The 23055-nt window shown below is 55.7% G+C and carries 23 protein-coding genes; 13 read left to right on the plus strand and 10 right to left on the minus strand.

Translation table 11 applies throughout. The annotated features are described in order from the left end of the window. Positions 1-258: 258 nt before the first annotated feature. The gene (locus tag PLD04_05180; protein HXK67715.1) at positions 259-1263 is read right to left on the minus strand and encodes a hypothetical protein; all 1005 of its coding nucleotides are present in this window, start codon (positions 1261-1263) and stop codon (positions 259-261) included. A 78-nt stretch (positions 1264-1341) separates the two neighbouring features. Between PLD04_05180 and PLD04_05185 the strand changes: the two genes are divergently transcribed. Continuing rightward, positions 1342-2838 (plus strand): GAF domain-containing protein, encoded by a 1497-nt coding sequence (locus tag PLD04_05185; protein ID HXK67716.1) that lies wholly within the window; start codon positions 1342-1344, stop codon positions 2836-2838. On the opposite strand, the gene PLD04_05190 is transcribed toward PLD04_05185, so the two are convergent. The 5 genes from PLD04_05190 to PLD04_05210 all read right to left on the minus strand — a co-directional run bounded on the left by PLD04_05190 (position 2758) and on the right by PLD04_05210 (position 7744). Next, a complete protein-coding gene (locus tag PLD04_05190) occupies positions 2758-3375 on the minus strand; it encodes an anti-sigma factor (GenBank protein ID HXK67717.1) in 618 nt (205 codons plus the stop codon). The genes PLD04_05185 and PLD04_05190 overlap by 81 nt on opposite strands. Then, entirely contained in the window at positions 3365-3925 is a 561-nt protein-coding gene (locus PLD04_05195; protein ID HXK67718.1) for an RNA polymerase sigma factor, read from the minus strand. The genes PLD04_05190 and PLD04_05195 overlap by 11 nt, the downstream gene beginning before the upstream one ends. 38 nt (positions 3926-3963) lie before the next feature. Next, positions 3964-4734 carry a TatD family hydrolase gene (locus PLD04_05200; GenBank protein ID HXK67719.1) on the minus strand — a complete coding sequence of 257 codons (771 nt, stop codon included), beginning with the start codon at positions 4732-4734 and terminating at the stop codon, positions 3964-3966. A 71-nt stretch (positions 4735-4805) separates the two neighbouring features. After that, positions 4806-7175, minus strand: a complete 2370-nt coding sequence (locus tag PLD04_05205) for a von Willebrand factor type A domain-containing protein (protein HXK67720.1) — start codon at positions 7173-7175, stop codon at positions 4806-4808. Further along, positions 7172-7744, minus strand: a complete 573-nt coding sequence (locus tag PLD04_05210) for an RNA polymerase sigma factor (protein HXK67721.1) — start codon at positions 7742-7744, stop codon at positions 7172-7174. The genes PLD04_05205 and PLD04_05210 overlap by 4 nt, the downstream gene beginning before the upstream one ends. 114 nt (positions 7745-7858) lie before the next feature. Here PLD04_05210 and PLD04_05215 point away from each other — a divergent pair, with 114 nt between their 5' ends. The 5 genes from PLD04_05215 (at position 7859) to PLD04_05235 (ending at position 10167) form a co-directional block, all read left to right on the plus strand. Next, complete coding sequence (locus PLD04_05215; GenBank protein HXK67722.1) at positions 7859-8509, plus strand: hypothetical protein; 651 nt, start codon at positions 7859-7861, stop codon at positions 8507-8509. Between the two features lie 89 nt (positions 8510-8598). Next, positions 8599-9249 carry a ParA family protein gene (locus tag PLD04_05220; GenBank protein HXK67723.1) on the plus strand — a complete coding sequence of 217 codons (651 nt, stop codon included), beginning with the start codon at positions 8599-8601 and terminating at the stop codon, positions 9247-9249. Beyond that, positions 9228-9620: a hypothetical protein gene (locus tag PLD04_05225; protein ID HXK67724.1), complete on the plus strand. Its 393-nt coding sequence runs from the start codon at positions 9228-9230 to the stop codon at positions 9618-9620. The genes PLD04_05220 and PLD04_05225 overlap by 22 nt, the downstream gene beginning before the upstream one ends. Then, complete coding sequence (locus PLD04_05230; GenBank protein HXK67725.1) at positions 9617-10030, plus strand: hypothetical protein; 414 nt, start codon at positions 9617-9619, stop codon at positions 10028-10030. Before PLD04_05225 ends, PLD04_05230 begins: the two co-directional genes overlap by 4 nt. Positions 10031-10032: 2 nt before the next feature. Next, complete coding sequence (locus tag PLD04_05235) at positions 10033-10167, plus strand: hypothetical protein (protein ID HXK67726.1); 135 nt, start codon at positions 10033-10035, stop codon at positions 10165-10167. A 44-nt stretch (positions 10168-10211) separates the two neighbouring features. On the opposite strand, the gene PLD04_05240 is transcribed toward PLD04_05235, so the two are convergent. From PLD04_05240 to lepB, 4 genes are all read right to left on the minus strand, one after another. Further along, positions 10212-14372, minus strand: a complete 4161-nt coding sequence (locus PLD04_05240) for an integrin alpha (GenBank protein HXK67727.1) — start codon at positions 14370-14372, stop codon at positions 10212-10214. 268 nt (positions 14373-14640) lie between these two features. Then, entirely contained in the window at positions 14641-16317 is a 1677-nt protein-coding gene (locus PLD04_05245) for a M2 family metallopeptidase (protein HXK67728.1), read from the minus strand. 100 nt (positions 16318-16417) lie between these two features. Then, a complete protein-coding gene (nth, locus tag PLD04_05250) occupies positions 16418-17134 on the minus strand; it encodes an endonuclease III (GenBank protein HXK67729.1) in 717 nt (238 codons plus the stop codon). Further along, positions 17073-17750, minus strand: a complete 678-nt coding sequence (gene lepB, locus PLD04_05255; GenBank protein ID HXK67730.1) for a signal peptidase I — start codon at positions 17748-17750, stop codon at positions 17073-17075. The genes nth and lepB overlap by 62 nt, the downstream gene beginning before the upstream one ends. Positions 17751-17831: 81 nt before the next feature. On the opposite strand from lepB, the gene PLD04_05260 reads away from it, so the two are divergent. From PLD04_05260 to PLD04_05290, 7 genes are read left to right on the plus strand one after another with little or no spacing between them, the layout of a single operon-like run. Continuing rightward, positions 17832-18524, plus strand: a complete 693-nt coding sequence (locus PLD04_05260) for a ubiquinone/menaquinone biosynthesis methyltransferase (protein HXK67731.1) — start codon at positions 17832-17834, stop codon at positions 18522-18524. Further along, complete coding sequence (folD, locus tag PLD04_05265) at positions 18508-19428, plus strand: bifunctional methylenetetrahydrofolate dehydrogenase/methenyltetrahydrofolate cyclohydrolase FolD (protein HXK67732.1); 921 nt, start codon at positions 18508-18510, stop codon at positions 19426-19428. The genes PLD04_05260 and folD overlap by 17 nt, the downstream gene beginning before the upstream one ends. Further along, on the plus strand, positions 19425-20024 hold the full coding sequence (gene coaE, locus PLD04_05270; protein HXK67733.1) for a dephospho-CoA kinase: 600 nt from the start codon (positions 19425-19427) through the stop codon (positions 20022-20024). Before folD ends, coaE begins: the two co-directional genes overlap by 4 nt. 51 nt (positions 20025-20075) lie before the next feature. Beyond that, complete coding sequence (locus tag PLD04_05275; GenBank protein HXK67734.1) at positions 20076-21182, plus strand: sensor domain-containing diguanylate cyclase; 1107 nt, start codon at positions 20076-20078, stop codon at positions 21180-21182. A gap of 42 nt (positions 21183-21224) precedes the next feature. Further along, positions 21225-21797 carry an RNA polymerase sigma factor gene (locus tag PLD04_05280; GenBank protein ID HXK67735.1) on the plus strand — a complete coding sequence of 191 codons (573 nt, stop codon included), beginning with the start codon at positions 21225-21227 and terminating at the stop codon, positions 21795-21797. Then, positions 21794-22423, plus strand: a complete 630-nt coding sequence (locus tag PLD04_05285) for a hypothetical protein (GenBank protein ID HXK67736.1) — start codon at positions 21794-21796, stop codon at positions 22421-22423. Before PLD04_05280 ends, PLD04_05285 begins: the two co-directional genes overlap by 4 nt. Further along, entirely contained in the window at positions 22395-22982 is a 588-nt protein-coding gene (locus PLD04_05290; GenBank protein HXK67737.1) for a hypothetical protein, read from the plus strand. Before PLD04_05285 ends, PLD04_05290 begins: the two co-directional genes overlap by 29 nt. Positions 22983-23055 lie beyond the last annotated feature (73 nt).

Below are 23055 nucleotides of genomic sequence, written 5' to 3' on the forward strand. Positions count from 1 at the left end.
AAATCTGATTGAGTTGCTCCTTCCAAAAGGGAGCGCTGTCCAGAGTCTGTTTTTGAAGGCAGGGGGTCAGAACTTATATCTTTACATTGGAAAGTCAGCGTCAGCCTTTAATTGCTGGTAAATTTTGGGTTAATGTACCGTACCCGCCACACAAACAATGCCATAATGCACGAAAGCCAGCTAATAATCCAAAAACTTACCACCTGAAGAAGGTAGAGGAAAAGGAACGGTACGATTGAAAGTGGGTGCTGCCTACAACTACGATTTGCGATAGGGTCGGGAAAGCTGAATCTCGCCGGAAAAATGTTTTGCCATCTGGCGGACCATCTCTTCCTCGTGGCCCAGGTACTTGGGAGAGATGTGAAGGGGTCGGAGACGTTTGGCACGAACCTGCTGTGCAATTACAGCGGCATGGAAGGCATTGAAGTGGTTTCGCTCCAGTGCTCTTTCTTCCTCACCCTCCGGAAAGGCCGTCTCCATGTATAGAATATCAACTCCTTCCAGGAAAGGGATGAGTCGCTCCAGGTTTTCTTCATGGTACGCAGTATCCACGACATATCCGATCGAACGGCCCGGTGTAACAATGACCAGTTCCCGTGTGATTTCGCCGATCGGGCGGCGGCCCGCCGGTGTATCCATCGGTGTCGACTCATCCATACCCAGCTTGATTGCCCTTTTGATTTCTTTGAGCCAGGGACCCGGAGGAAGTCCGGCCTCTGTAAGAGCCTGTGCGTTGATGTTGACATGGTCATGCTCCTCCATTCGAAAGGCCAGCACGGGAATACCATGGTCCAGCGTACAGGCAGTGACCCGGTGCACCTCATTTTCTACGATCGGACCGTCGGAAGGGCACTCACGGAGCGACTCCATGACGAAGTGATTTCTGCAGGAGAAGGTGGCTTCTTTTCGCGTCGTTTCTCCGACCTCCAGGACTCGTAATCGAAAGGGATAATCCTCTCCCAGGTTCCAGGTAAAGGCGGAGAGAAAACCGTTCACGTTGGAAACGAAACCTTCAGGACCCACGAGAAGAACCTCTTCATCCCGGGTCAGATTTACGCGGAGAAAGTGCCCCATGCCGACAAAATGGTCCACATGAGTATGTGTAACAAAGGCGGCACGCACCCTGCGCAGGAGCCGGGTCGCCACATGGGACACAGGCGGGAGGTCAAAGAGGTACTCATACCCTTCCACAATGACATGAACGATCACCCCCGGGTCCCCGCAGGGCCGATGGAGAAGCCTGGGAAGGAGTTTCTCACGCATGGACCTATTTTGACATAAAAAACTCACAAACCTTAAGCCGTGTTGCGCGGGCTTCCTGATTCTGGTATGTTCATCCGAATGGAATACGCGTTTATCCTGGAAATCGTGAAAAAGATCCTGAAAACGGATCTGCTGTATATTTTTTACAGCAAGGGTGGATTTCACAATCAGGTATTTCCTCATTCGACAAACAAGGAACCGATCCCCAACGTGTGCTCCAGGGAATGCGCTCATCACATCAACTGGATTCCCATCGACCAGTGGCCCGATTGCCCGATGTCAGGATGCATTCTTGATGACTTTTCCTCCTTCGCCGGAGTCATCTGTATTCCCTTTTCCAATAATTTCATCCTGGTTCCCGTTACAGCCCATCCGGGAGAAGATATTCTTGTGCTCATCAAGGAAGCCCTGGAGATTCATGTCCGGGAGATGAATCTTGTCTTTGAGCTTGAACGCAAGGAACACCGGGAGAAGACACTCTTTGAACTTCATCAGCGCCTCGTCGGGAAGATCGCCTTCGAAGATCTTCTCAACGAAATGCTCCTCTTCATTAAAGACTCACTGGGGTACCACAACTGCGCGATTCTTCTCTACGAAGAGGATGGTGAACATCTGAAAATTGTTGCTTCGATCAACTACCCCCATGAAGTCGTGGAAGCCTTTCGAATCACCTCCCGGGACGGCATCACCGGATATGCCGCTCTACATAACGAAATCGTGATTGTGGAAGATGTTCTCGATGACCCCAGGTACATCCGCTCCAGCCAGGCCACCCGATCGGAGATGGCGATCCCCCTCCGCGTTCATGGAAGTGTCATCGGTGTCCTGGATGTCGAGAGCGACCGCCCCGGATTTTTCAGTGAAAACGATCGCCTCATTCTGGAACCCTTTGCCCACATTCTGGCCGTCGCCATTGAGAATGCCAAGCTGTACCGGACCCTTGAAGAACGGAACGAGGAACTAAAAGACTTTTTCTTTCACACCGTCGAAACATTGGCCGAGGTCATCGAGGCCAAGGATCCCTACACACGCGGTCATGTAGGCCGGAGTGCTTACTTCGGCGAGCTCCTTGCCGGGCTGATGGAGCTGGATGATGCTCAGATCGAACAGGTTAAGCTGGGATGTATCCTCCACGATATCGGGAAGATCGGTGTCCCGGAAACCATTCTTCTGAAAGGTTCCCATCTCTCCGATGACGAGATGGTTATCATGCGCCGCCATCCCGAAATCGGGGTTCAAATCCTGCGGGGTATTTCCCAGCTCGAGCCGGTGATTCCGTTCATCCTCCACCACCACGAGCGCTTTGATGGTCATGGATACCCGAAGGGGATCGGAGAACACGAAATTCCGCTGGGAGCCCGGATCGTAGCCATCGTCGATGCCTTTGATGCCATGGTGTCGGATCGCCCTTACCGCTCCCGTCTCCCCCTCAGCCATGCAATGAAGGAGCTGGAACGAGAATCCGGTGGCCAGTTCGATCCAGAAATTGCGAATCTATTTCTTGCCTGGCTCCGGGATCGTGAGAACCAGGATATAGTCACCCGCCTCAGCAACGGAGAAGGTCCAGCGGCGTAATAATCCCCGATATCTTTCCTGTAACTTTTCCGAGCCGCCTTCCATTTCAAGAATCTTTTCCATCTTCCCATGTTGATCAATCAGGAGATGAATCGACATGACGGTACCCCGCTCGTCCAGAAGGACGGAACGCGGCGGATGGACCGTTTGCACCACTCTCCCCGACGGAAAAACCTGCACCAGGATCAACGGTTCTTCAGGCGTGCCGGGAGGGAAGGCATGGGTATAGATCAGGATCAGGACAAGGAGAAGCATGACCGAGGCGCCGATCACACCAAGGGTTGTCTCCCAGAGCATTCCAGGGAGTCGGCGCGTTCTTCCCTTACGGTCTCTGGCCACTCTCTGCAGAAAGGCTCGACGGAGGGAGGGGGGTGGGTCCAGGGATCGCAATGCCTTCAGGTTCCGCGTGGCCACTTCCAGAGCCTCTTGAATTTCACGGCAGGCCGGACAGGTTGAAAGATGAGCCTGCACCTGATCTCTCTCGATCCCGGAGAGATCGTTGGCGGCCATCCGCTCCCGGATCTCATCACAGTTCATGATTCCTGAACTCCTTTCGGAACTGCTCCGCGAGGGCAAGGCGAGCACGGGCGAGGCGGGAACGGACGGTGCCTATGGGAATGGAGAGAATCTCTGCAATTTCTTCATAGGATAGTTCTTCCGTCTCCCGGAGGACCAGAATCTCCCTGTATTCCGGACGAAGATCCCTGAGAGCCCTTACAACCTTATCTGATCGTTCCATTCTGAGTGCGTACTGTTCCGGTCCTTCCGCTGGCGAACTCAGGTCAATGTCTTCCAGTGATCTGGACCGTCGGTTTCGTTTGATCTCGCGCTTCAGGCGTGTCCGGGCTGTGTTCAACGTGATGGAGATGATCCAGGTTTTCAGCGTCGACCGTCCCTGAAACCCCTGGATGGAACGCAGAACCTTGAACAAAACATCCTGAGCGCAATCGCTTGCGAGGATTTCATCTCCCAGCACGCTCATGGCCAGCCGGAAGACCATAGGACCGTACCGGCTGAAGAAGAGTTCCGAAATTCCAGGATCCCGGATCTTCAGGCCGTAGACGAGATCCTCATCCTTCACAATCATGGGACTCTCCGGCAGCCTGGAAGTTCCGGATCAAGAGCTTAGCTCCGCCCAAGGTAACGGTATGTATTCTCTGAAAGGACCCGCCGGGTGATCCGGTTTGAAGAATCGGCCCGGACTAGATGATCAGCCACCCGGGAGGTCCAGGTTGGACGGGAAAACTGACCGCTGTAGGGAACCGGCGTATCGGTTTCGACAAGAATCAGGTGCAGATCAATCGTGAGAGCCGTCGAACAGGCCTCTTCAGAGAAAAGGATCGATGGACCCGCGGAAACAAAGATCCCCTCCGCATTGGTTGCCCTGAGCAATTTCTTTGAATGGGCAAACCAGTGGAGAAGTGCCTGGAGCCCGGTTTTTTTATGAAAGGAAATGGCCTCTTCCATGGTCTGACGAAGGGCACGCCGGGAATGCAGGTTAATCGGAAGACGATGTGCCTCGGCTATCTCCATCTGCGCATGGAGGTGGGAACGCTGCAGGGATTGTGCCGTTTCGTCTTCGGCATGTTTGAAATCCAGCCCGATCTCACCCATACAGACCGCTTCCTTCGCATGTTTCTGCAAAAAGTTCAGGCTGCGTTCCCAGGTTGCTGAATCGTAGTAGACCGATTCCGCTGGATGGATTCCCAGACCGGGAAGAACAAAGTCCGGAAAGCGGTCCCGGATCGCAAGAACCGCCTCCATCGTTTTCAGATCCTCACTCACACAGATGACCGATTCAACTCCCGCATCTTTCGCACGCTGGACTTCTTCCTCAGGGTGGTCAAGGCTGTACAGATGGCAGTGGGCATCGATCAGGTTCATCGGTTCAGGCATTCCCATGGATTATAAAGTGTCCCGGGACGGAAAGAAAACGGGCCTTCCCGGAGGAAGGCCCGTGAGGTATCTCAGTTGGTGGTGATTCCGGGTGAACCATGGCCGTTCAGAATGGTCTCCGCACGGGAGACAAGATCGAAAAACTCGTCCGTCTGCGCATTCAGATGAGCGGTTTTCGGGATGGAGCCGGCGACCTTCAGGATCGCGGTAAATCCTCCATCCTCCTTTGCCCAGTAACTGCCCCGGAGAATTTCCGCAAACTGGGCCACGAGCGCATCGACGACCAGGTAGGGAGAGGCTGCAGAAAGCTTCCTGGCAAGGTTCTTCCGGTGGATGGATCGGGCGATCTCCCGGGCGGTGTCGCTGTCGGGTTGTTTATAGCGGATCCGGACCACACCCAGGTCATTTCCACGTTTTGCGAGCTTAACCTCATAGAGGGCAATCACCGTGTGTCCGGCGTTGACCTCCCCTGCATCCACCCGGTCATTCCGGAAATCAACATCCCGGACATCCCGGTTTTCATACCCCAGAAGGCGATAACGAAGAACCGTGTCGGGGTTAAATTCAACCTGGATCTTCACATCCTTGGCCACGGTCTGCAGAAGGCCCGTCAGCTTCTGGAGGAAGAATCGCTCCGCCTCTTCGTAGGTATCGATGTACGCGTACATGCCGTTTCCCCTGTCGGCCAGGCGTTCCATCAGGACGTCGTTATAGTTGCCCATCCCGAATCCGATCGCGGTCAGAAAGACGCCTCTCTGGGCAAAAACGCTCAGCTGTTCCAGGATGTCTTCCGCGCCGGTCCGTCCCACATTGGCAACTCCGTCGGAGCATAGGATCACACGGTTGACCGCACGGGGATCGAACGCATTGAAGGCCATCCGGTACCCGATCCGCAACCCTTCTTCTGCGTTTGTCGATCCGCCGGGACGAAGCTGGCGGATAGACTGAAGTATTTCTTCCCGGTTTTCCGGAGTCACCCGTTCATGGCTCATGAAGGATTCCCCCCTCGACCCGTACACGGCGATTCCGATGGAATCCCGGCTGTCGAGACGATCGACCAGGAGCCGGAGGCTGCGCTTGACCAGTTCCAGTCGGTTTTCACGGTTCATGGATCCCGAAACATCGATCACGAAAGTCAGAACGACCGGCTTCCGGGATTCCTCCGGGATTGACCGTGCGGCGAGACCGACGCGAACCAGGTGATACCCGTCACCGAATGGCGAGGGAACCCCGTCCACGTGGATCGCCCAGTCCTCGTTCCGCTCCTCCGGGTATCCCTGGGGAAAGGCGTTGACAAACTCTTCCACCCGGACGGCATCCTGGGGGGGAAGCTGACCGCGCATCAGGTAGTTCCGGGCCACAGTATAGGACGCTGTATCCACATCTACGGCAAAGGTGGAAAGAGGATCTTCCTCCGTGACGATGAAGGGATTGACCCCGGCGTGCTCGAAGAACATCGACGGGTAGGGCTCCCCGTTGGGAGGCACGCTGCCCCCGACGTTGGAGGGATCGTGTGTTGCAGATCCCCCTCGGAGTCTGTCATTGGAAACCGTAACCTTTTCTTCAAATTCACCATAGGTAATCGGTGCGGGAGGCGGTGTCTGGGCCTTTTTCTCCTCAGCCCGTCTGGATTTTTCCAGACCCGATGCCGACGTAGAACCCGTTCCCGCCACCTCGGTTGGCGCATCCTGACGAATTTCTCCTGCAGCCCGCTTGTCCTTCGAACGCTCTACAGTCTGGTCATAATCCTGACCCTTACGATCTGAATAGAGGGCATCCATCTCTCTCGGCTCTGCCGCACTGGACGGTGCTGTCCGAAGTTCGGGTGCTGATTCTTCAGACCTTACGCCTGTCGTCCTCAGTGCCTCACCCATTTCTCGATCCTGCACTTCGTTCTTCTCTCCTGCCTTCTGAACTTCCTTCATCGCCGGTGCGTACTCGTCGAGACCGGCCTTGCCGATCGTCGCTCGGCTTTCCTGTCCATCCCGGTCGTAAGGTATTGCAGAGGAAAGATCTCCAGTATCAGCTTTTATTGACATTTCTTTCTGCGCCAATGGTGTTGATTGAGATTCAGCCACGGCCTTCGCCTGGGGAGCCGTGAGATCAACGAGACCCTGCCTGTTGCCGACCCTGAGGATAGAAATTGCGATAACCCCTACAACAAGGGCTGCCGCGACGGGGAGCCAGTACCGGATCGGGGTCCGGAAGGTTCGCACATCGGCTTTCGTGGCCTCCGCCACGATTCGATCCACCTCTTCATCCGTCGATTCCAGCGCCGGGAACCCGTCCCGGATCATCCCGACCGTCGATTCCAGCTGAGTCAGCTCAGCCCGGCAGAGTTCGCACGTTTCCAGGTGCTTCTCTACCATCTCATGATCTGCAGGCTCCAGTTCGTGAAAGAGGTAAGCGGCAAGTTTTTCTTCGATATGTTCGTGTTTCATGATTGTCCTCCTTGTCCAAGGTGGGAGGCCATTCTTTTCAGACCGTGATGGAGGATGTAGCCCACATTGGAAACGGAGAGGTCCATGGATTGGGCAATCTCCTGGTAACTCAGACCCTCGACGACCTTCAACAGGACGACGGCCCGATCCCGCTCCGACAGTACATCCATGGCTTCACGGACCTGCAGGGTCAGATCGGGGGGCAGGCTTCCCCGGGAGGAGATGTGGATGGCCCCTCCCAGGCGTTCCTCGCCTCGTCTCTTCCTCTGCCGGATCTGGTCGATGCATTGGTTGCGGGTCACTTTAAAGAGCCAGGCCATGGGATTTTCCCGGATCGACCTTCCCACGCGGTAGAGCTTCGTGAAGGCTTCCTGGACCGCGTCCTTTGCGGCGTCCCAGTCCGAGATCACGGCGTACGCATAGTGCGTAAGGCGGCTTCTGAGCGTCCGCACGACCTCGGGGAAGGTTGAAGCGTCTCCGTCGATGAAGGATTGAAGAAGGGTTCCCGCGTCCGGCTTTTCATCCATGATCGTCTCCATTGTACCGAATCGGTTCGCTGTCTGTTCCATCACGATATGACCTCCTCACCCCACAGACGAACGGGGCCGTATTTTTCTTAGATCCCGCGTCTGCGAGAATGAAACGGGAGCTGCCGGGTGTTGTAACATATGGAAGGAGGTCGGATGAAACGAACGATGACGATTCTTGCCGTAACCTTTGCCTCGCTCCTGGGACTGTCCTGCACGGCCTTTCGGGGCTACCATCTCACATTGAACGGATTTGCCAGTCCCGACATCCCTCTCCGGGTTTCCCCGGATAACACCTTTGCCCTTGTGACAAACCCCGATGCCGAAAATGAAATGTTCGAAAAGGAAGTCATCCGGAAGACCGGCCTCGCTATGGAACAGGCGGGAGTAAAGGTTCTTCCCCGGGAAGAAGCCGACTACCTGATCATGGTGACGTACGGCCTCGGAGGTGAACGGCCGGTGGACAGTTGGGACATCGATCCCGTATTTGACATCATGATCTTTCCCGACCCCCGCATCTTCTTCCGGGGATTCACCTTTTCCCCGGTGCGGAGAGGGGCCTATCTTCACTGGATGGAAGTCAATGTAATCGAATCCGAACCCTTTGACAGGGATGGCACACGCTCCATCGTGTGGCTCGCTCAGATCGCCTGCTTATCCCCCTCCAACGATCTCAGGGAGACGGTGGATGCCATGCTGGTGGGAGCCATGGAGATATTCGGGACCGACACCGGGCGTGCCGAATCCGAAGTCATTGAACCCTGGGATGCACGGCTGGATATCTTCAGACAACCTGACAACCCCTGATTCGTGATCTGAATTCCTTTGAGGGTTTCCAGGTTCGGGCAGGATGTACCCGGTTCGCGTGAGGTTGTGAAATCTGGGATAATAGAACCATGGCCCGCAAGAATCTATCACTGACCCTGGCCTTTATGAATACGAAGGGAGGGTGTGGGAAAAGCCTTCTCGCCTATAACGTTGCAGGCATGGTGGCGGACCAGGGATATCGGGTTGTTCTCCTGGATGCGGACCGCCAGGGTTCGGCCTGGGAAATGTACCGGGCCCGGACCCGGGAACTTCCCTTTACCGTCCAGCATGTACCGGACAGCCTGGACGAGGCCCTGACTCACCGGTCGGAGGAAGTCACAATCGTGGACAGTCCCCCGAACCACGACGAAATTGCCATGATCCTCATGGACAGGATGGACACCCTGGTCATTCCCATGAATCCCACTCCCCAGGATCTTCGGGCCACCACAGCCCTGCTTCCTCTTCTAAGGCATTCACAGATGAAACGAACTCCTCCCCCCCGTGTTCTTTTCGTCTTTAACCGCGTCCGGCCCCGGCTCGCCATCGTGGAGACGATGTACACCCTGGCGGACCGGCTCGGAGTCTTCCCCACAATCAGCATCCCCGAAACATGCGCCTTTCAGGAAGCATCCTTTGCCGGACTTCCGCTCCACCGGTGGGAGGCCGACCACAAGGCCGTAACCGCAATCGAATTGCTCACTCAGGAGGTGACAGGATGGCCAAACGACAAAAGTTAGAAGCCCTGCTGGATCGTTCCGTAGAAGCAGAACCCGTACCTCCCCCACCGGAACCGGCCAAGCAAAAACGGACAGCTGCCGCAAGAAAACCCGCGGCCGCAAAGCAATCCAGAAGGCCTCAATCGAAAAGAAAACCGGCTGCCGTGAAAAAACCGATACAGAAAAAAGCTGCGGTAAAAAAAGAATCGGAGGACATTCTCGTAACTGAGCATGGACCGAAAATCAGGAAAGGGAAAAAGTATTACCGGATTGAAGTCACAATCTCTGCAAGGGTGTCCAAGGACTTTGCGAGGAAACTCATGGATAAAGGAACGAACCCGTCCGATCTCCTTGAACAGGTGCTCCGCGGCATGCTTCGGAAGGTGAAATGAACGCGGTTCTGGACATTCACCCTTACGGAACCCTCACCCTTACCGGATTTGAGCGGGCTTCCCACGAAGAAAACCACGAAAACTTCATTCGGGACAACTGGGAAGCCCTGGCCGGGTACGCCTACCTTCAGTATCGGGAGCGGGGCGGCGGAGCGCTGGCCCTGGTGGTTGAAGATAAGGAAATGCACTACCTGACGGAGGAAGATGGGGAGATCTTCGAACAGATGGCGGACGACCAGGCCCGGGACTTTATTCGTCTGTACGACCCCGAGCTGCATTTCGTGATTCTCATCGTCTGTCCGGGGAAGAAGCAGAAGATTCTTGCCTACCGGTACGGCGCGAAGAACATGACTCCAAAGGAAGCCAGCGAGAAGATGATGGGAAGCCTCCTTCAGGGGCTGGACACCTGACGATGGCCCGGCGGCCGATTCTGGGGTTTTTCACAGGATGCTGCTGTTGCGGATGCCTTTCCCTGCTCTTTATCCTGATGATTGTGTCCTACTTCTTCCGCGGCATCCTGACCTTCATTTTCGGATCGGGCTCCTGAAAAAACGATCTATCTACTGAATACGGACTAAGGTTTTTACTTTCTCAGAACGGCCCCTCCGCTGGACAGTTGGCATTGTACGCGGTGACCTGGTAATACCAGGTGTTGTAGGGCCCACCCGGAATATCCCCCGAGATGTCGGTCCACTGATTGTTGGACGTGGCGGCGTCTCCGTCGAGGATATTGCTCGCCACGATCTCCCAGGATTCCTTGGGAAGAGCGGGGTCATTTGAGCGGCGCACATTCCAGCCCGTCCGCTGGTCCAGCTGGTTCCAGTCCTGCCAGTGGATGATGGGATAGTTGTCGGGAACACTCTTGGTCTCCTCGTAAATCCATGCCGCCTCGTCGGGGACGTTGCAGGTCGGCGCGCGGCGCAGATCGGTTTCCATCAGCCCGTTGGCCGTGGGGGAGAACCAGGGGCCGTGCCCCTGGAGGGGAGTCGTGGCCGCACGGTACTTCGTCCGCATTCTCCAGAGATACGGACCATCAGTTTGAAGGATGAGAGAGGGGGAAAGAGCAGTCCCCGTAAGTTGGCTGTTCGTCCATCCATACTCGGTCTGAAAGGGATTGAGGCCGGAAGAGAAGGTCCCTCCCAGTGGGGTAACCTGCCATTCGAGCTTCACATCGCTTCGACCGAAGGGCGTCCGGCCCGACAGCGCAAGTCGGAACAGGCCGTCCCCCGCACGACCCAGCGGTGCGATCATCGCACTGTTGTCAATCCTTCTCTGGATCGGGCACAGGGATATCCCCGGCCCTCCTCCACCTAAGTAAACCCAGGCCCGCCCTTCGTCGGTCTCACCGTTGTCATAGGAGGAGATACCCACAAGCACGTCGGCAAATCCATCACCATTTACATCCCCTGCAGGGCCGACGAAGGTGCCCCAGAATGAGGCAGACTCCTGGTCGCTCTCCATCGTCCAATCCGGAGAAGATAGCAGGCCGGAGGCCGAACCGATATAAACCGCAGCCCCTCCCTCTTCCGTTTCACCATTGGAGTAGGACGCGATGCCGATGATGACATCGGAAAAGCCATCCCGATTCACGTCCCCCGCCGGAGCGGTTGACCACCCCAGCAATTGCCCCGCTTCACTGCCTTCAACCGTCCAAGCTGGTGCAGAAGAGAGGCCGATTGATCCCCCCAGATAGACGGCGGCAAGGCCTGCGTCCGGGTAAGTCCCGTCAAAGAAAGGCGACCCGACAATGACATCGGAATAACCGTCGCCGTTTACGTCTCCGGCTGTCGCAACCGCATGGCCCAGGTAAGCGTTGTTCTGATCGCCCTCCGCTGTCCAGGCGGGCATTGCCGAGGGACCGGCAGCCGACCCCAGGTAGAGGAACGCCCGCCCTTCGTTGGGCTGGAAAGCAGGCAGGTCATCATAGCCCCGGGCGCCAATAATAATGTCCGAGTAGCCGTCGCGGTTTACGTCCCCGGCCGTGGCCACGGCATTACCGAAATAGGCGTTGTTCTGCTCACCCTCCGCCGTCCATACCGGTGTCCCGGCGAGCCCTGCTGAACTTCCCAGAAAGACCATTGCCCGTCCTTCGTCCGTTTCGCCATTGTCGTAGCGCCGCACCCCGACGATCACATCGCCGTACCCGTCCCCGTTCACGTCTCCCGCCCCGGCCACCGCCTCTCCGAGAAGGGCCGTGCCCTGGCCACCAAACACCGACCAATCGGCCGATGCCGAGGGGCCCATGGCGCCACCCAGATAGACAAACGCCCCTCCCTCCCGACCAAACCCCTGGGTCATATCGGGCGCGCCGATGATGAGGTCGCTGTAGCCGTCCCCGTTCACGTCACCGGCACCGCCCACGGAGAATCCGAAATGGGCATAATCCTGTTCGCCCGTCAACGACCAATTGGCGACAACGGAAACTCCATCGGGTCCCCCAAGGTAGAGGAACACGGCTCCTTCCTCGGTGAATGCACCACTATAAAATGGTGCACCGATCAGCACATCGTCGAAGCCGTCCCCGTTCACATCCCCGGCGGTACGGACGGCCTCGCCGTACCGGGCGCCTTCTGCGTTGGATTCTCCGGTCCAGCTTGTTGCGGCCGCCAACCCACTTGCCGATCCCATATACACATAGGCCCGTCCCTCATCGGTCTGGCCATTGTCGTACCCAGATGCCCCAACGATGATATCCGAATAGCCGTCCCCATTGACATCCCCCGCCGTCCCAACAAAGATGCCGAAGAAAGCGGAAACCTGGTCGACCTCCTCGATCCAGACCGCGGTCGCGGAAAGTCCCGAGGCCGAGCCCAGGTAAACGAACGCCCGCCCCTCATTGTTCTGGCCGTTGTCGTACAAGGGCGCCCCCACGGTGACATCCGAGTAGCCATCCCCGTTCACGTCTCCCGCCGTTGCTACAGACTGACCAAAATAGGCGTTGACCTGGTTGCCCTCTGCGGTCCAGGCCGCGGTAGTGGAAAGCCCCGAGGCTGAACCCAGGAAGATGAACGCCTGCCCCTCGTTGCCCTGGCCGTTGTCGTAATAGGGCGCTCCCACGATGACGTCTGAATAGCCATCACCGTTTACGTCCCCCGCCGTCCCTACGGCAAAACCGAAATTAGCGGCATCCTGGTCGCTCTCCACTGTCCATGACGCGGTCGTTGAAAGTCCCGAGGCCAAGCCCAGGTAGACATACACACGACCCTCATCGTACTGGCCGTTGTCGTAATAGGGCGCCCCCACGATGACATCGGAATAGCCGTCCCCATCGATATCCCCAGCTGTTGCCACAGATCGGCCGAAAAAGGCGGCATCCTGGTCGCCCTCCACCGTCCAGGCCGCGGTCACGGAAAGTTCTGAGGCCGAGCCCAGGTATACATACGCCCGACCCTCATAGCTCTGGTCGTTGGTGTAATTGGGCGCTCCCACGATTACGTCCGAATAGCCGTCTCCGTTCACGTCCCCCGCCGTCCCCACGGCAAAGCCGAACTCGGCGCTGTCCTGGTCACCCTCCATCGTCCATGACGGGATCGTGGAAAGCCCCGAGGCTGAACCCAGGAAGACATAAGCCCTCCCCTCGTCGGTCTGGTCGTTGTCGTATAAGGGCGCTCCCACGATGACGTCGGAGTAGCCGTCCCCATTCACATCCCCCGCCGTCCCCACGGTAGATCCAAACCGTGCGTTGTCCTGGTCACCCTCCATCGTCCATGACGGGATCATAGAAAGTCCCGAGGCCGAACCCAGATAGAAATACACCCGGCCTTCATCGGTCTGGCCGTTGTCGTAATAGGGAGATCCCACGATGACGTCGGAGTAGCCGTCCCCGTTGACATCCCCCGCCGTTCCCAACCTGTAGCCAAACGTGGCGGCATCCTGATCACCCTCCGCCGTCCAGGCGGGGCTGGTGGCCAATGGATCCACGGTGATGGGGTAGACTGCTCCCTCCGCATCGATGACAATGCGAATACCCCCACCCCTTCCGTAGTCCGTAGATCGTAAACCGGTGACAGGACTCCCCACCCACCCCTCAAAGTGGGCCGGGAGTTCCTGGCCGGTGGCGTCCGTGACTTTCAGCTTCGCGTATCGCAGAACACTGACGTTTCCGCTGTCCCAGAAGTCCACCGCATGGCCGTCCTCGGCGAACTTCGGATGGAGGGAGCCGGAGAGGAGTAGATCCAGATAAAGTCCGGTATTTTGAATTTTGGATTCAATGTTCTTACCTCTACTGACTGCCGGCTGCTGACTACGGTCTACGGGTGGCCGGTGGATTGTAAACCCCTGTTCCAGACCATCGGGAGTGTTGACGTACCATTCGGTGATCCGGCCGCGGTCCAATTCGATGCGGTTGTCGTACACCTGGATCCCCGGCTGTGTGTCCGTCTGCTCCCCGGGCATCAGAAGCGTCAGGCCCCAGGTCCAAGAGGGGACGTCCTCCCGCCTCGGCACCACGGTGATGCCCTTCTCCGTGAACCAGGTCCGGAAGCCCTGTGCCCGGTTGGGGGCCTGGTAGGCTCCCTGCCGGTCGGGGAGGGGAGACTCTTCCTGCCACGTGATGCCGTACTCATCGCTCCGGATGTCCGCCTGGACCCGGAACCACCAGTCCATCCCGGCCCCCGGAGGGAGCTGGACGTCGGCCGATGCCGGCAGAGTGAGTTGGGAAGAAGAAGGCGGCGGATCACCGTGGAGTGATAGTGCTGGGAAAATGAAAAGCAAACTCAACAGACAGCCCGTTCGAATCGTCCGTGCGATCATGGGCTACCTCCTGCGCCCTGAAGATATGTGAACTATATCACAATATCAGGAATGCAAGTAAGGTTGCCCTGTTCCCCTTTAGACATATTTCATATAGAATGATCAAACCGTTTAATTTACGCTACTTCCCCCTTTTACTTTTCCGGTAGAAAACCTCATCCGGGTCTTACATTCCACTCATTTAAACTCTGTTTTCGAATGGGAGCAAATAAAAAGATTTCGGGGCAGCAGAGCTGCCCCGAATCAATACATTACGGTATCTTTATCGTTAGTTTACAAACTGCTCCGCAAAGTACTTCGCTGTCAGGGGTTCTCCTGTCGCGTCAACGACAAATTCATCCCAGCGTTTGGTCTTTCCAGGGGCAAAGACCTTTTCCTTCAGGAAGGCGCCCAGTTCGGGATGGCCTATGAAGATGACATCGGAAGCAGTTCCTTCCTTAAGAATATCCGTTGCCATCGTGTGAAGGAGCTGGCTGGCCAGGAGCTGGCCCAGCATATAGTTATGGTAGTAAACCGGGGACGAGGTCAGATGAATCTTGGATGCCCAGTCCGGTGCATTTCGGCCTTCGGGAGGCGTAAGAAACTGGTATTCGCTCTTCAAGTTCCACCACAGGGCATTCAGATCCTGGTCGGGATCCCGGTATAGCTCCCTTTCGAACCTCAACATGACTTCGGTCCAGCGGCAGAAGACCAGCTGTCCCATCCTCTCCTGCATGTGGAGCTTGTCCCTCCAGGCGTCGGTCGTGGCGTCATCCAGGTCCAGCATCACCTTGAGCCAGTCGGCATTGTTCGTCATGCGCTCGAACATCTCGGCAATGGCTTCAGTCGTGAAGATGTGGGCCTCTTCGCGGAGAAGGAAGGGCAGATTCGGGTCGATGTTCTTGGAATAGACTCCGTGCCCCAGCTCGTGCATCAGCGTGGAGAGCCAGTAATGAGAAGGCGTGATGGAATCCATGGTGCGGACATCACCCTTCCGGTCCACATCCATGCAGTAAGCATGCTGGTATTTGCCATCCCGGCCGTAGAGATCGCTGTTTTCCAGGATTCCCTTCACCGGCAGTCCGATACCATCATAAAAGGTGGACACGATCTGCACGATGTCCTTGTCCTTCAGGACCGCGTCGATGTCCACGCCTCCCAGATCGGGAGCTTCCTGAAAGAAAAAGTCCTGATAGTGCCAGGGCATCATGGCATCCGGCTTGATCCGGTACTTTTTGGCAAGGGTTTCATCGATCTGGGCCTTGACCTGACGGAAGGGTTCGTCGGTGAGGGTTTTCAGCTCATCAAAGACCTTGAAGAGCTCTTCCACGCTCTGCTCGCGGAGATCAAGCTGCATAACGTAGTAGTCATCGTATCCAAGGGCCTTCGCGGCCTCGTTCCGCATCTTAACCAGTTGGATCAGGTCCGGGGCAACTTCTTCACCGACTTTTTTGAAGGCTTCCCAGGCTTCCTGGCGGCGGGCCGACTTCGTCTCTTCCGCAAGAACCGTGCGGAGTGCATTGTCATCCACAGCGGCTCCTTCAAAGGTGGCCCGGAAGGTATTGAATTTCTTTTCAATGTCTGTAGAGAGCTTGACCATTTTTTCAAGAAGGGCAGGATCGATCTGATTTTCAGCATAGGCATTCTTCAGAAGGACCAGTTGCCGCTTCAACAAAGGATCGGTTACTTTTCCCGAAGCTTCCCAGGCCTTCAGCTTTTCGTACTCCTCGTGATTCGAATAGAGGGTACGGATCTTGAGGAGGAGATCGCTGTACTGTGTGTAGTATTCTTCTTTTCCTGTCCCCGTGGCATTCCAGTATGCCAGGTTCATGTCCTTCAGCATAGGTTCAATGGTTGATACATGTGCCGTAAGGAATGTGGAAAATTCTTCCTGAGGATTGGGCGCACAGCCCGTCATCATGAAGACAAAAGCCCCGAGTAGAAAAACCATGGTAATGAAACGCATTCTGTACCTCCGTATGATTTATGAGTATGCATTATCCCAGATTCCGGCAAGGATGTCGCCTCTGGAAAGAAGAAATGAAGAAAAGAGCTATGATGGCGGATCAAGTGGGGGTCTCTGATTCACGGTTTGGATCCACACCAATTTTCGGGCAGTCCGATTGGATGGGACACTGGGCGCACCGGGGATTCCGGGGCAGGCAGACGCGCTGTCCGAAGGTAACCAGAATATCATTCACCGGAATCCACCAGCAGCGGGGAAGAAGTAGCTCCAGAGCCGCTTCGGTTTCCGCGGGAGTCTTTGTTCGAACCCATCCCAGCCTCTGACTGATTCGATGAACATGGGTATCCACACAGATCGCTGGAGTATCAAATCCGAGTCCCAGTACGAGGTTGGCCGTCTTTCGCCCCACCCCGGGAAGGGCCATCAGATCCTCCCGCGTGGAGGGTACCTTCCCATGATACTCCTCCACAAGAATGCGGCCGATTTGATTCAGCTGCTTCGATTTGGTCCGGTAAAATCCCGCCGGATAAATCAGCTCTGCAATCCGGTCAGGATTGGTCTGCGCGAGGTCAGCCGGTCGGGAAACAATTTCAAAGAGCCTCCGGCTTGCTTCCCTTGTTACGGCATCTTTCGTCCGCAGGCTGATGATGCAGGCAACAAGCAGATGGAAGGGATCGTGATACCCTTCGTCCATCTGACGAAGAGTCGTCTTCTGCAGGGTACCCACGTACGCTTCGAGAATCTTCAGGAGGCGGTTAACGTGGAAAAGTGAAGGAACGGGCCCAGCGGGTTTTGGAGAAGAAGGTAAAGAAGACATTGAAAAAGTTTCGCGTTTTTTGAGAAACGGACTCTCTGGGATTGTAGGGCGGGGCTTCATACGACCAGTAAATGAGCCATGGCGTTCCCAGAATATTATCCCTTGGGACAAAACCCCAGAAACGGGAATCGCGGGAGTGATCCCGGTTGTCCCCCAGGGCAAAGATCATGTTTTCAGGCACACGGGTGGGAACATAGACGGGCCGGTGTCCGTCTTCCATCAGGTAATGGGCCCATGGATCCTCCAGGGGCTTTCCATTGATATAAACCGTCTTATCGGTGATAGCCACGATATCTCCGGGCATTCCAATGGCCCGCTTGACGAACATGACCCTGGGGTCTTCGGGATATTTGAAAACGATGATATCCCCGCGTTTGACATCCGACGCGGGAAAGAGTGCATCCAGAAAACCCAGCCCCGGATCGCGAAAGGAAAACTTGTTCACGATGAGATGATCCCCTACAAGAAGGGTCGGAACCATCGACTGGGTTGGGATCTTATAGGTTTGAAAGATGAATACCTTCACAAAGGATGCAAAGATGACGGCCACAAGAATGGCCTCATAATATTCCCTGAACAGGGAGTGCTTCCTCTTTTTCTTTTCTTCCTTTGGCATCGCCGAATTGTAACACAACCCTCCCGTCCTGAAATTCCCATCCTCCGATCTTGCAGGCACCCGGTGCTACAATCTTACTCCATGACGAAGCCTCCGGATATTCCGATTCCAACGGAACCCGTCTTTTCGGATATCAGCCTGAAGTATGATCGGCTGAACCAGATCCTCTCCCTGGGTCTCCATCGTAGATGGAGGCAGAAACTGGTGAAGGATATCCACCCCGGTGACAGGGTTCTGGATATTGCCTGCGGAACCGGAGATGTCGCACTGGCGGTCGAGGAACGGGGTGCCCGGGTCATCGGACTTGATCCCTCCCTCCGCATGCTTCAGCTGGCCCGGACCAAGGGCCTCACTCACCTTGTATGCGCCCAGGGTGAAGCACTGCCTTTTCATGACGGAGTCTTCGACGGAGCCACGGTCGCCTTCGGGATCCGGAACTTTGCCGATCCGAAGGCATGTATGGAGGAGACAGAGAGAGTTCTGAGCACTCCGGGGACCTTTGGTATTCTGGAGTTTTCTCTGCCCCGCAACCTCTTCTGGAGAACAGCGTTTAATTTATATCGAAAACTGATTCCCCTGATCGGAGCCGTCCTTGCTGGCTCATGGGCCGCTTATGGACATCTGGCTACCAGTATAGGTATCTTTGCCTCATTTGATCTGGTCTCCCATGCCCGGAGGGCGGGATTTACGAAGGGTTCCATATCCACTATACTGGGGGGGATTGTCACGTTAACCTTGGTGTCGAAAGGAGAGCCGGATGGCAGAGATTCTTGACGGAAAGACCGTCGCGGATCAGATTCGCGAGAATGTCAGGCAGGAAGTCGAGATTCTTCAACAGCAGGGTATCACTCCGTCCCTTCATGTCCTCCTCGTGGGTGAAGATCCGGCAAGCCAGATCTATGTCAGCTCCAAGACCCGTGCCTGTGAAGAAGTTGGGATTCGAGGCGTACTGCATACCTACCCGGACACCCTGACCCGGGAAGAGCTTCTCCGGACGATCGATGAATTGAACCGCGACCCGGAAGTCGATGGCATTCTGGTCCAGCTCCCCCTTCCGGGAGATCTTCCCGAATTCGAAGTCACGCTTGCCATCGATCCCGCCAAAGACGTCGATGGCTTTCATCCGGTAAACGTAGGGCTTCTTTCCATGGGGAAGGCCGTTGTCAAGCCATGTACTCCCGCCGGGATAATGGAGCTCCTTTATTATTTCGGGATCCCATTGAAAGGTGCCCGGGCTGTCGTCATCGGCCGGAGCAACATTGTAGGTAAGCCGATGGCTCAGCTTCTCCTTGCAGAACATGCAACTGTGACGTTATGCCATTCTCGGACCAGGGATCTTCCGGCAGTTGCCCGTGAGGCGGACATTCTTGTCGCGGCCATCGGGCGCCCCGGCATGGTGGACCGCTCTTTTGTCCGGGATGGTGCAGTCGTGATTGACGTTGGCGTAAACAAGCTTACTGACGCCGAAGAGGTTTCCCGCTTCTTCTCCTCCAATGAAAAGAAGCGTTCTTTCTTTGAACGCAAGGGGTATGTGCTGATTGGAGATGTTCACTATGACGATGTGGAACCGGTCGCTTCCAGGATCACCCCCGTTCCCGGCGGGGTCGGCCCCCTCACGATTGCCATGCTGATGAAAAACACGCTCATGGCCGCCAGGGCCCGTCGTAATATCAAGTGATTATTGGCGTTACAGGAGGAATCGGGTGCGGAAAGAGCACGATCACCCGTTTCTTTCAGGAGCTGGGATGCCCCGTTCTTTCCGCCGACGAGGTTGTACATGAGATTTACGCTTCGGATGCAGAAGTACGGGAGAAGCTCTCCATGGCATTTGGGACAAGGATTTTTTCCGCGAAGGGGGACGTGAACCGCGCGATCCTGGCAGAAGTCTTTTCCAGTAAAGAAACGACCCGGACACTCAACAGGATCGTCCATCCGGCCGTGATCCGGCGCATTCAGATCTATCACCAGGATCTGGTTGACCGGGATCCCTCCACGATTCTCGTGGTGGAAGCTCCCCTGCTTTTCGAAGCCGGAGTGGAAGAAGTCTTTGACCGGATCATCTGTGTGACATGCCCTGAGGAAGAGGGGTATGAACGCTTTGCCGGGGCTGGAAACACGACGCCGGAAGAGGCACGGAAACGGGCTGGATTCCAGCTTCCTCAGGAAGAAAAAGCACGTCGTTCAGATTTTGTGATCGACAACAGCGGGGATCGATCGAAAGCCCGGGAGCGGGTCCTCTCCATTCTGAATACATTACGATCGCAACTGATATAAACCCGGACAGCCAGGATTGCATTCGCCCCACAAGTTTGCTACCGTGAATCCATGGAGCAGACCTTCGTCCTGCCCGGCGCAGAACTGGAGCATTTTCTTACTCGAAAACGATCGATCAACATTTTCCAGACCTACGTTTCCTTTGAAACCTTTCTCCTGAGGGTCCTGGAAATGGCGAACCGGTTTGTTCCCGCGGAGGCTGTATCAATTCTGATGGATGATCCTCGCCACAAAAAGGATGATCCGGAACGAAACGCCCTGCGCTTTGTCGCTACTTCGGGCGCCAGGGCTTCCGGGCTCCTCGGCCGTTCGATCCGTGGAGACCAGGGAATCGTGGGCCACGTTTACCGCGAAAACCACATTTATCTGACCAATGACCCGTACAACGACCCCCATTTTGATTCCGCCTGGGATAAGGAAAATTCCTTTGTCACACGTTCCATCATCGCCGCACCCATCCATATCGAGCGTGCGGTCATCGGGGTGATTGAACTCATCAATGCTGCATCAATTGATGGATTCACGGAAACCGACGCACGGCTTCTGGAGGTCTTTGCCGATTACACTTGCCTTTCCATTCAGAATGTCATGGATGCCAAACGCGCACAGGAAATCGCTCAGCAGGACGAGCTTACCGGACTCTATAACGATCGGTTCTTTCATATTCAGCTGACACAGGACATCCTGGAAGCCCAGAAGAAAGGCGGGGATGTCTGTCTCCTCTTTATGGATCTGGATAAATTCAAGAAGGTCAACGATACTCATGGTCACCTGGCGGGAAGCCAGACCCTGCGTGAGGTCGGTTATCTTTTGCGGGACCTCGTGGACTGGCCCAGGGCTACCCTTGCGCGGTATGGGGGCGATGAATTCGTGATCATTCTTCCCGATGCTCATCTCACCGCCTCGCAGCAGGTGGCCGAATCGATCATCGAAGCGATTCAGACCCATACATTTCTGACCCATCCCTTTGGATTTCTCAAGCAGCCCTTGAATCTTAAGGGTGCCATTTCATGTTCCATCGGCATCGCCTCTTTCCGTAAGATCGTAGCATTCAAGCCTCTCCCCCTGGAAGAGCTGAAGGAGGATCTCATCCGATACGCGGACCGGGCAATGTATCGGGCAAAACAGCGCGGCCACGGGTACGTCGAACTTTCATGAGTCGGGAACCCTGAGGCCCGATCTTGCGTAATGATGAGTGACATGAACGATTCCATCCTCGTAGAACGGTGCCTGGCAGGCGATGAAACAGCGTGGAAATCCCTGGTGGATCGATACGCCAGGCCCGTTTTTTCCGTATGTTTCCAGTTCACCGGGAACGGACACGATGCAGAAGACCTGACCCAGGAGGTTTTTCTGAAGATCTATTCCAACCTGCATCGCTACGCACCGAGATATCCATTTCTGACCTGGGCCATGAAGATTGCAAGAAATCTCTGCATCGACGAGTACAGGCGACGGAAGACCGAACGAAGCTTCAACCATATCGGGGACGAATATCTCCACCTTCTGTCCTCTTCCAGCGATCCTCACGGAGAGACCCAGCAGAGAGACGAACTGAACCGTGCCCTCTCCGCCCTTCATCGCCTTCCGGAAGAGTCCGTTGCCATGATCCTCATGCGGGACCTGATGGGCTTCTCCTACGATGAGCTCAGTGACATCTTCGAGGTCCCTGTGGGTACGGTCAAATCCCGCCTGAACCGGGGCCGTTTCGCCGTTGCCATGGAGATCCATGACACCTCTGCACACCATGCAGAAATGGGGGTACAGGCATGAGCGGGCCCTGCAGAGAATTTCGGGAACGCCTGACGAAGGGCCTCGCGGACTGGAATGATTACAACCATGTGGAAGAGTGCCATGCCTGTGAACTCTGGCTCCAGGAACACATTAATTTCCGTCGGCTGCAGCTTACTCCACCGGAAACCGAACCCGTTCAGGTCAGAACACCAGAGTGCGAAACCTTTCTTGAGCAGCTGGCTCACCATGAGTACCGGAGAGAAGATCAGCTCTCCACCTCGTGCCCCCGCTGTGAAACGACAGCCCGCACCCTGTACGCCCTCCGGGATGCTCTATCGAACCACCTGACACCATCGAAGGCTCTTCGATCCCGTATTTATGACTTTCAGAGGCCGAAAACATCCTTTTTCCTGCAGGCATTGCAGATCGCAGCCGCACTTCTGCTGGCAGCGTTGCTTACCTTTTTCACCACGCCTCTGGGAAAATTCAATGTCGATGCACAAAAGGGAAACCTCTCAAAACGGGTCGTCGTCGAGCTATCTCTTGCCAAGGCCTATCTATACAAAATCTACGGTGAAGCAAGAGGCCGGCTGGCCATGACGCTTGCCCAGAATCCCTCTGACGAGGAGGAAAAAAATGAAATGCCAGTACCATCCGGAAAATGACTCCATCGGAATCTGTATTATCTGTGGCCGAGCCATCTGTCACGATGACATGAACCTCGTGGATAATCGCTACGTATGCAGTCCCTGTTACAGCGAAAGGAAAAAACCGCTTCTCCGACGAAAGAGTCCCGGCTGGACGGTCGTCCTGAACGCCCTGCCCGGAGCCGGATACCTCTATCTCGGCCAGCACATCAAAGGCCTCATTGTATTTCTGTCTTTTCTGGCCGCCGCGAAACTGGAGGAGCCCATCCTCATCATGGGAACCTTAGCTTACGCATTTATTGACGGCTTCCGGCAGGCCCGGTTCATGAACGCGGATCTCTACCAGGAACCTCAGCCCCTGGAGGAGAAGGGCAGGCTTACGCTGGGTATCGCCCTTGTGATTCTGGGTTCTCTCCTCATTCTCGGCAATCTGTACGGCTCCACACTGGAGATCCTGCAGCACATCTGGCCGCTGGCCCTGGTGGCCGTGGGTGCCTGGCAGATTCACGTTGTCATGAAGAATAAATCCGAAAAGAAGAAGCCCGAAACAGATACAGTTAATACGGAAAACTCTTGACGTCAGGGGTCTCCCGAGTATAATCATGATCGTGCCGGGGGAGTCACCTCCCCCATCTATTATTTGTGGCACG

The sequence above is a fragment of the Thermoanaerobaculia bacterium genome (genome assembly GCA_035593605.1).
Lineage (GTDB): Bacteria > Acidobacteriota > Thermoanaerobaculia > UBA2201 > DAOSWS01 > DAOSWS01.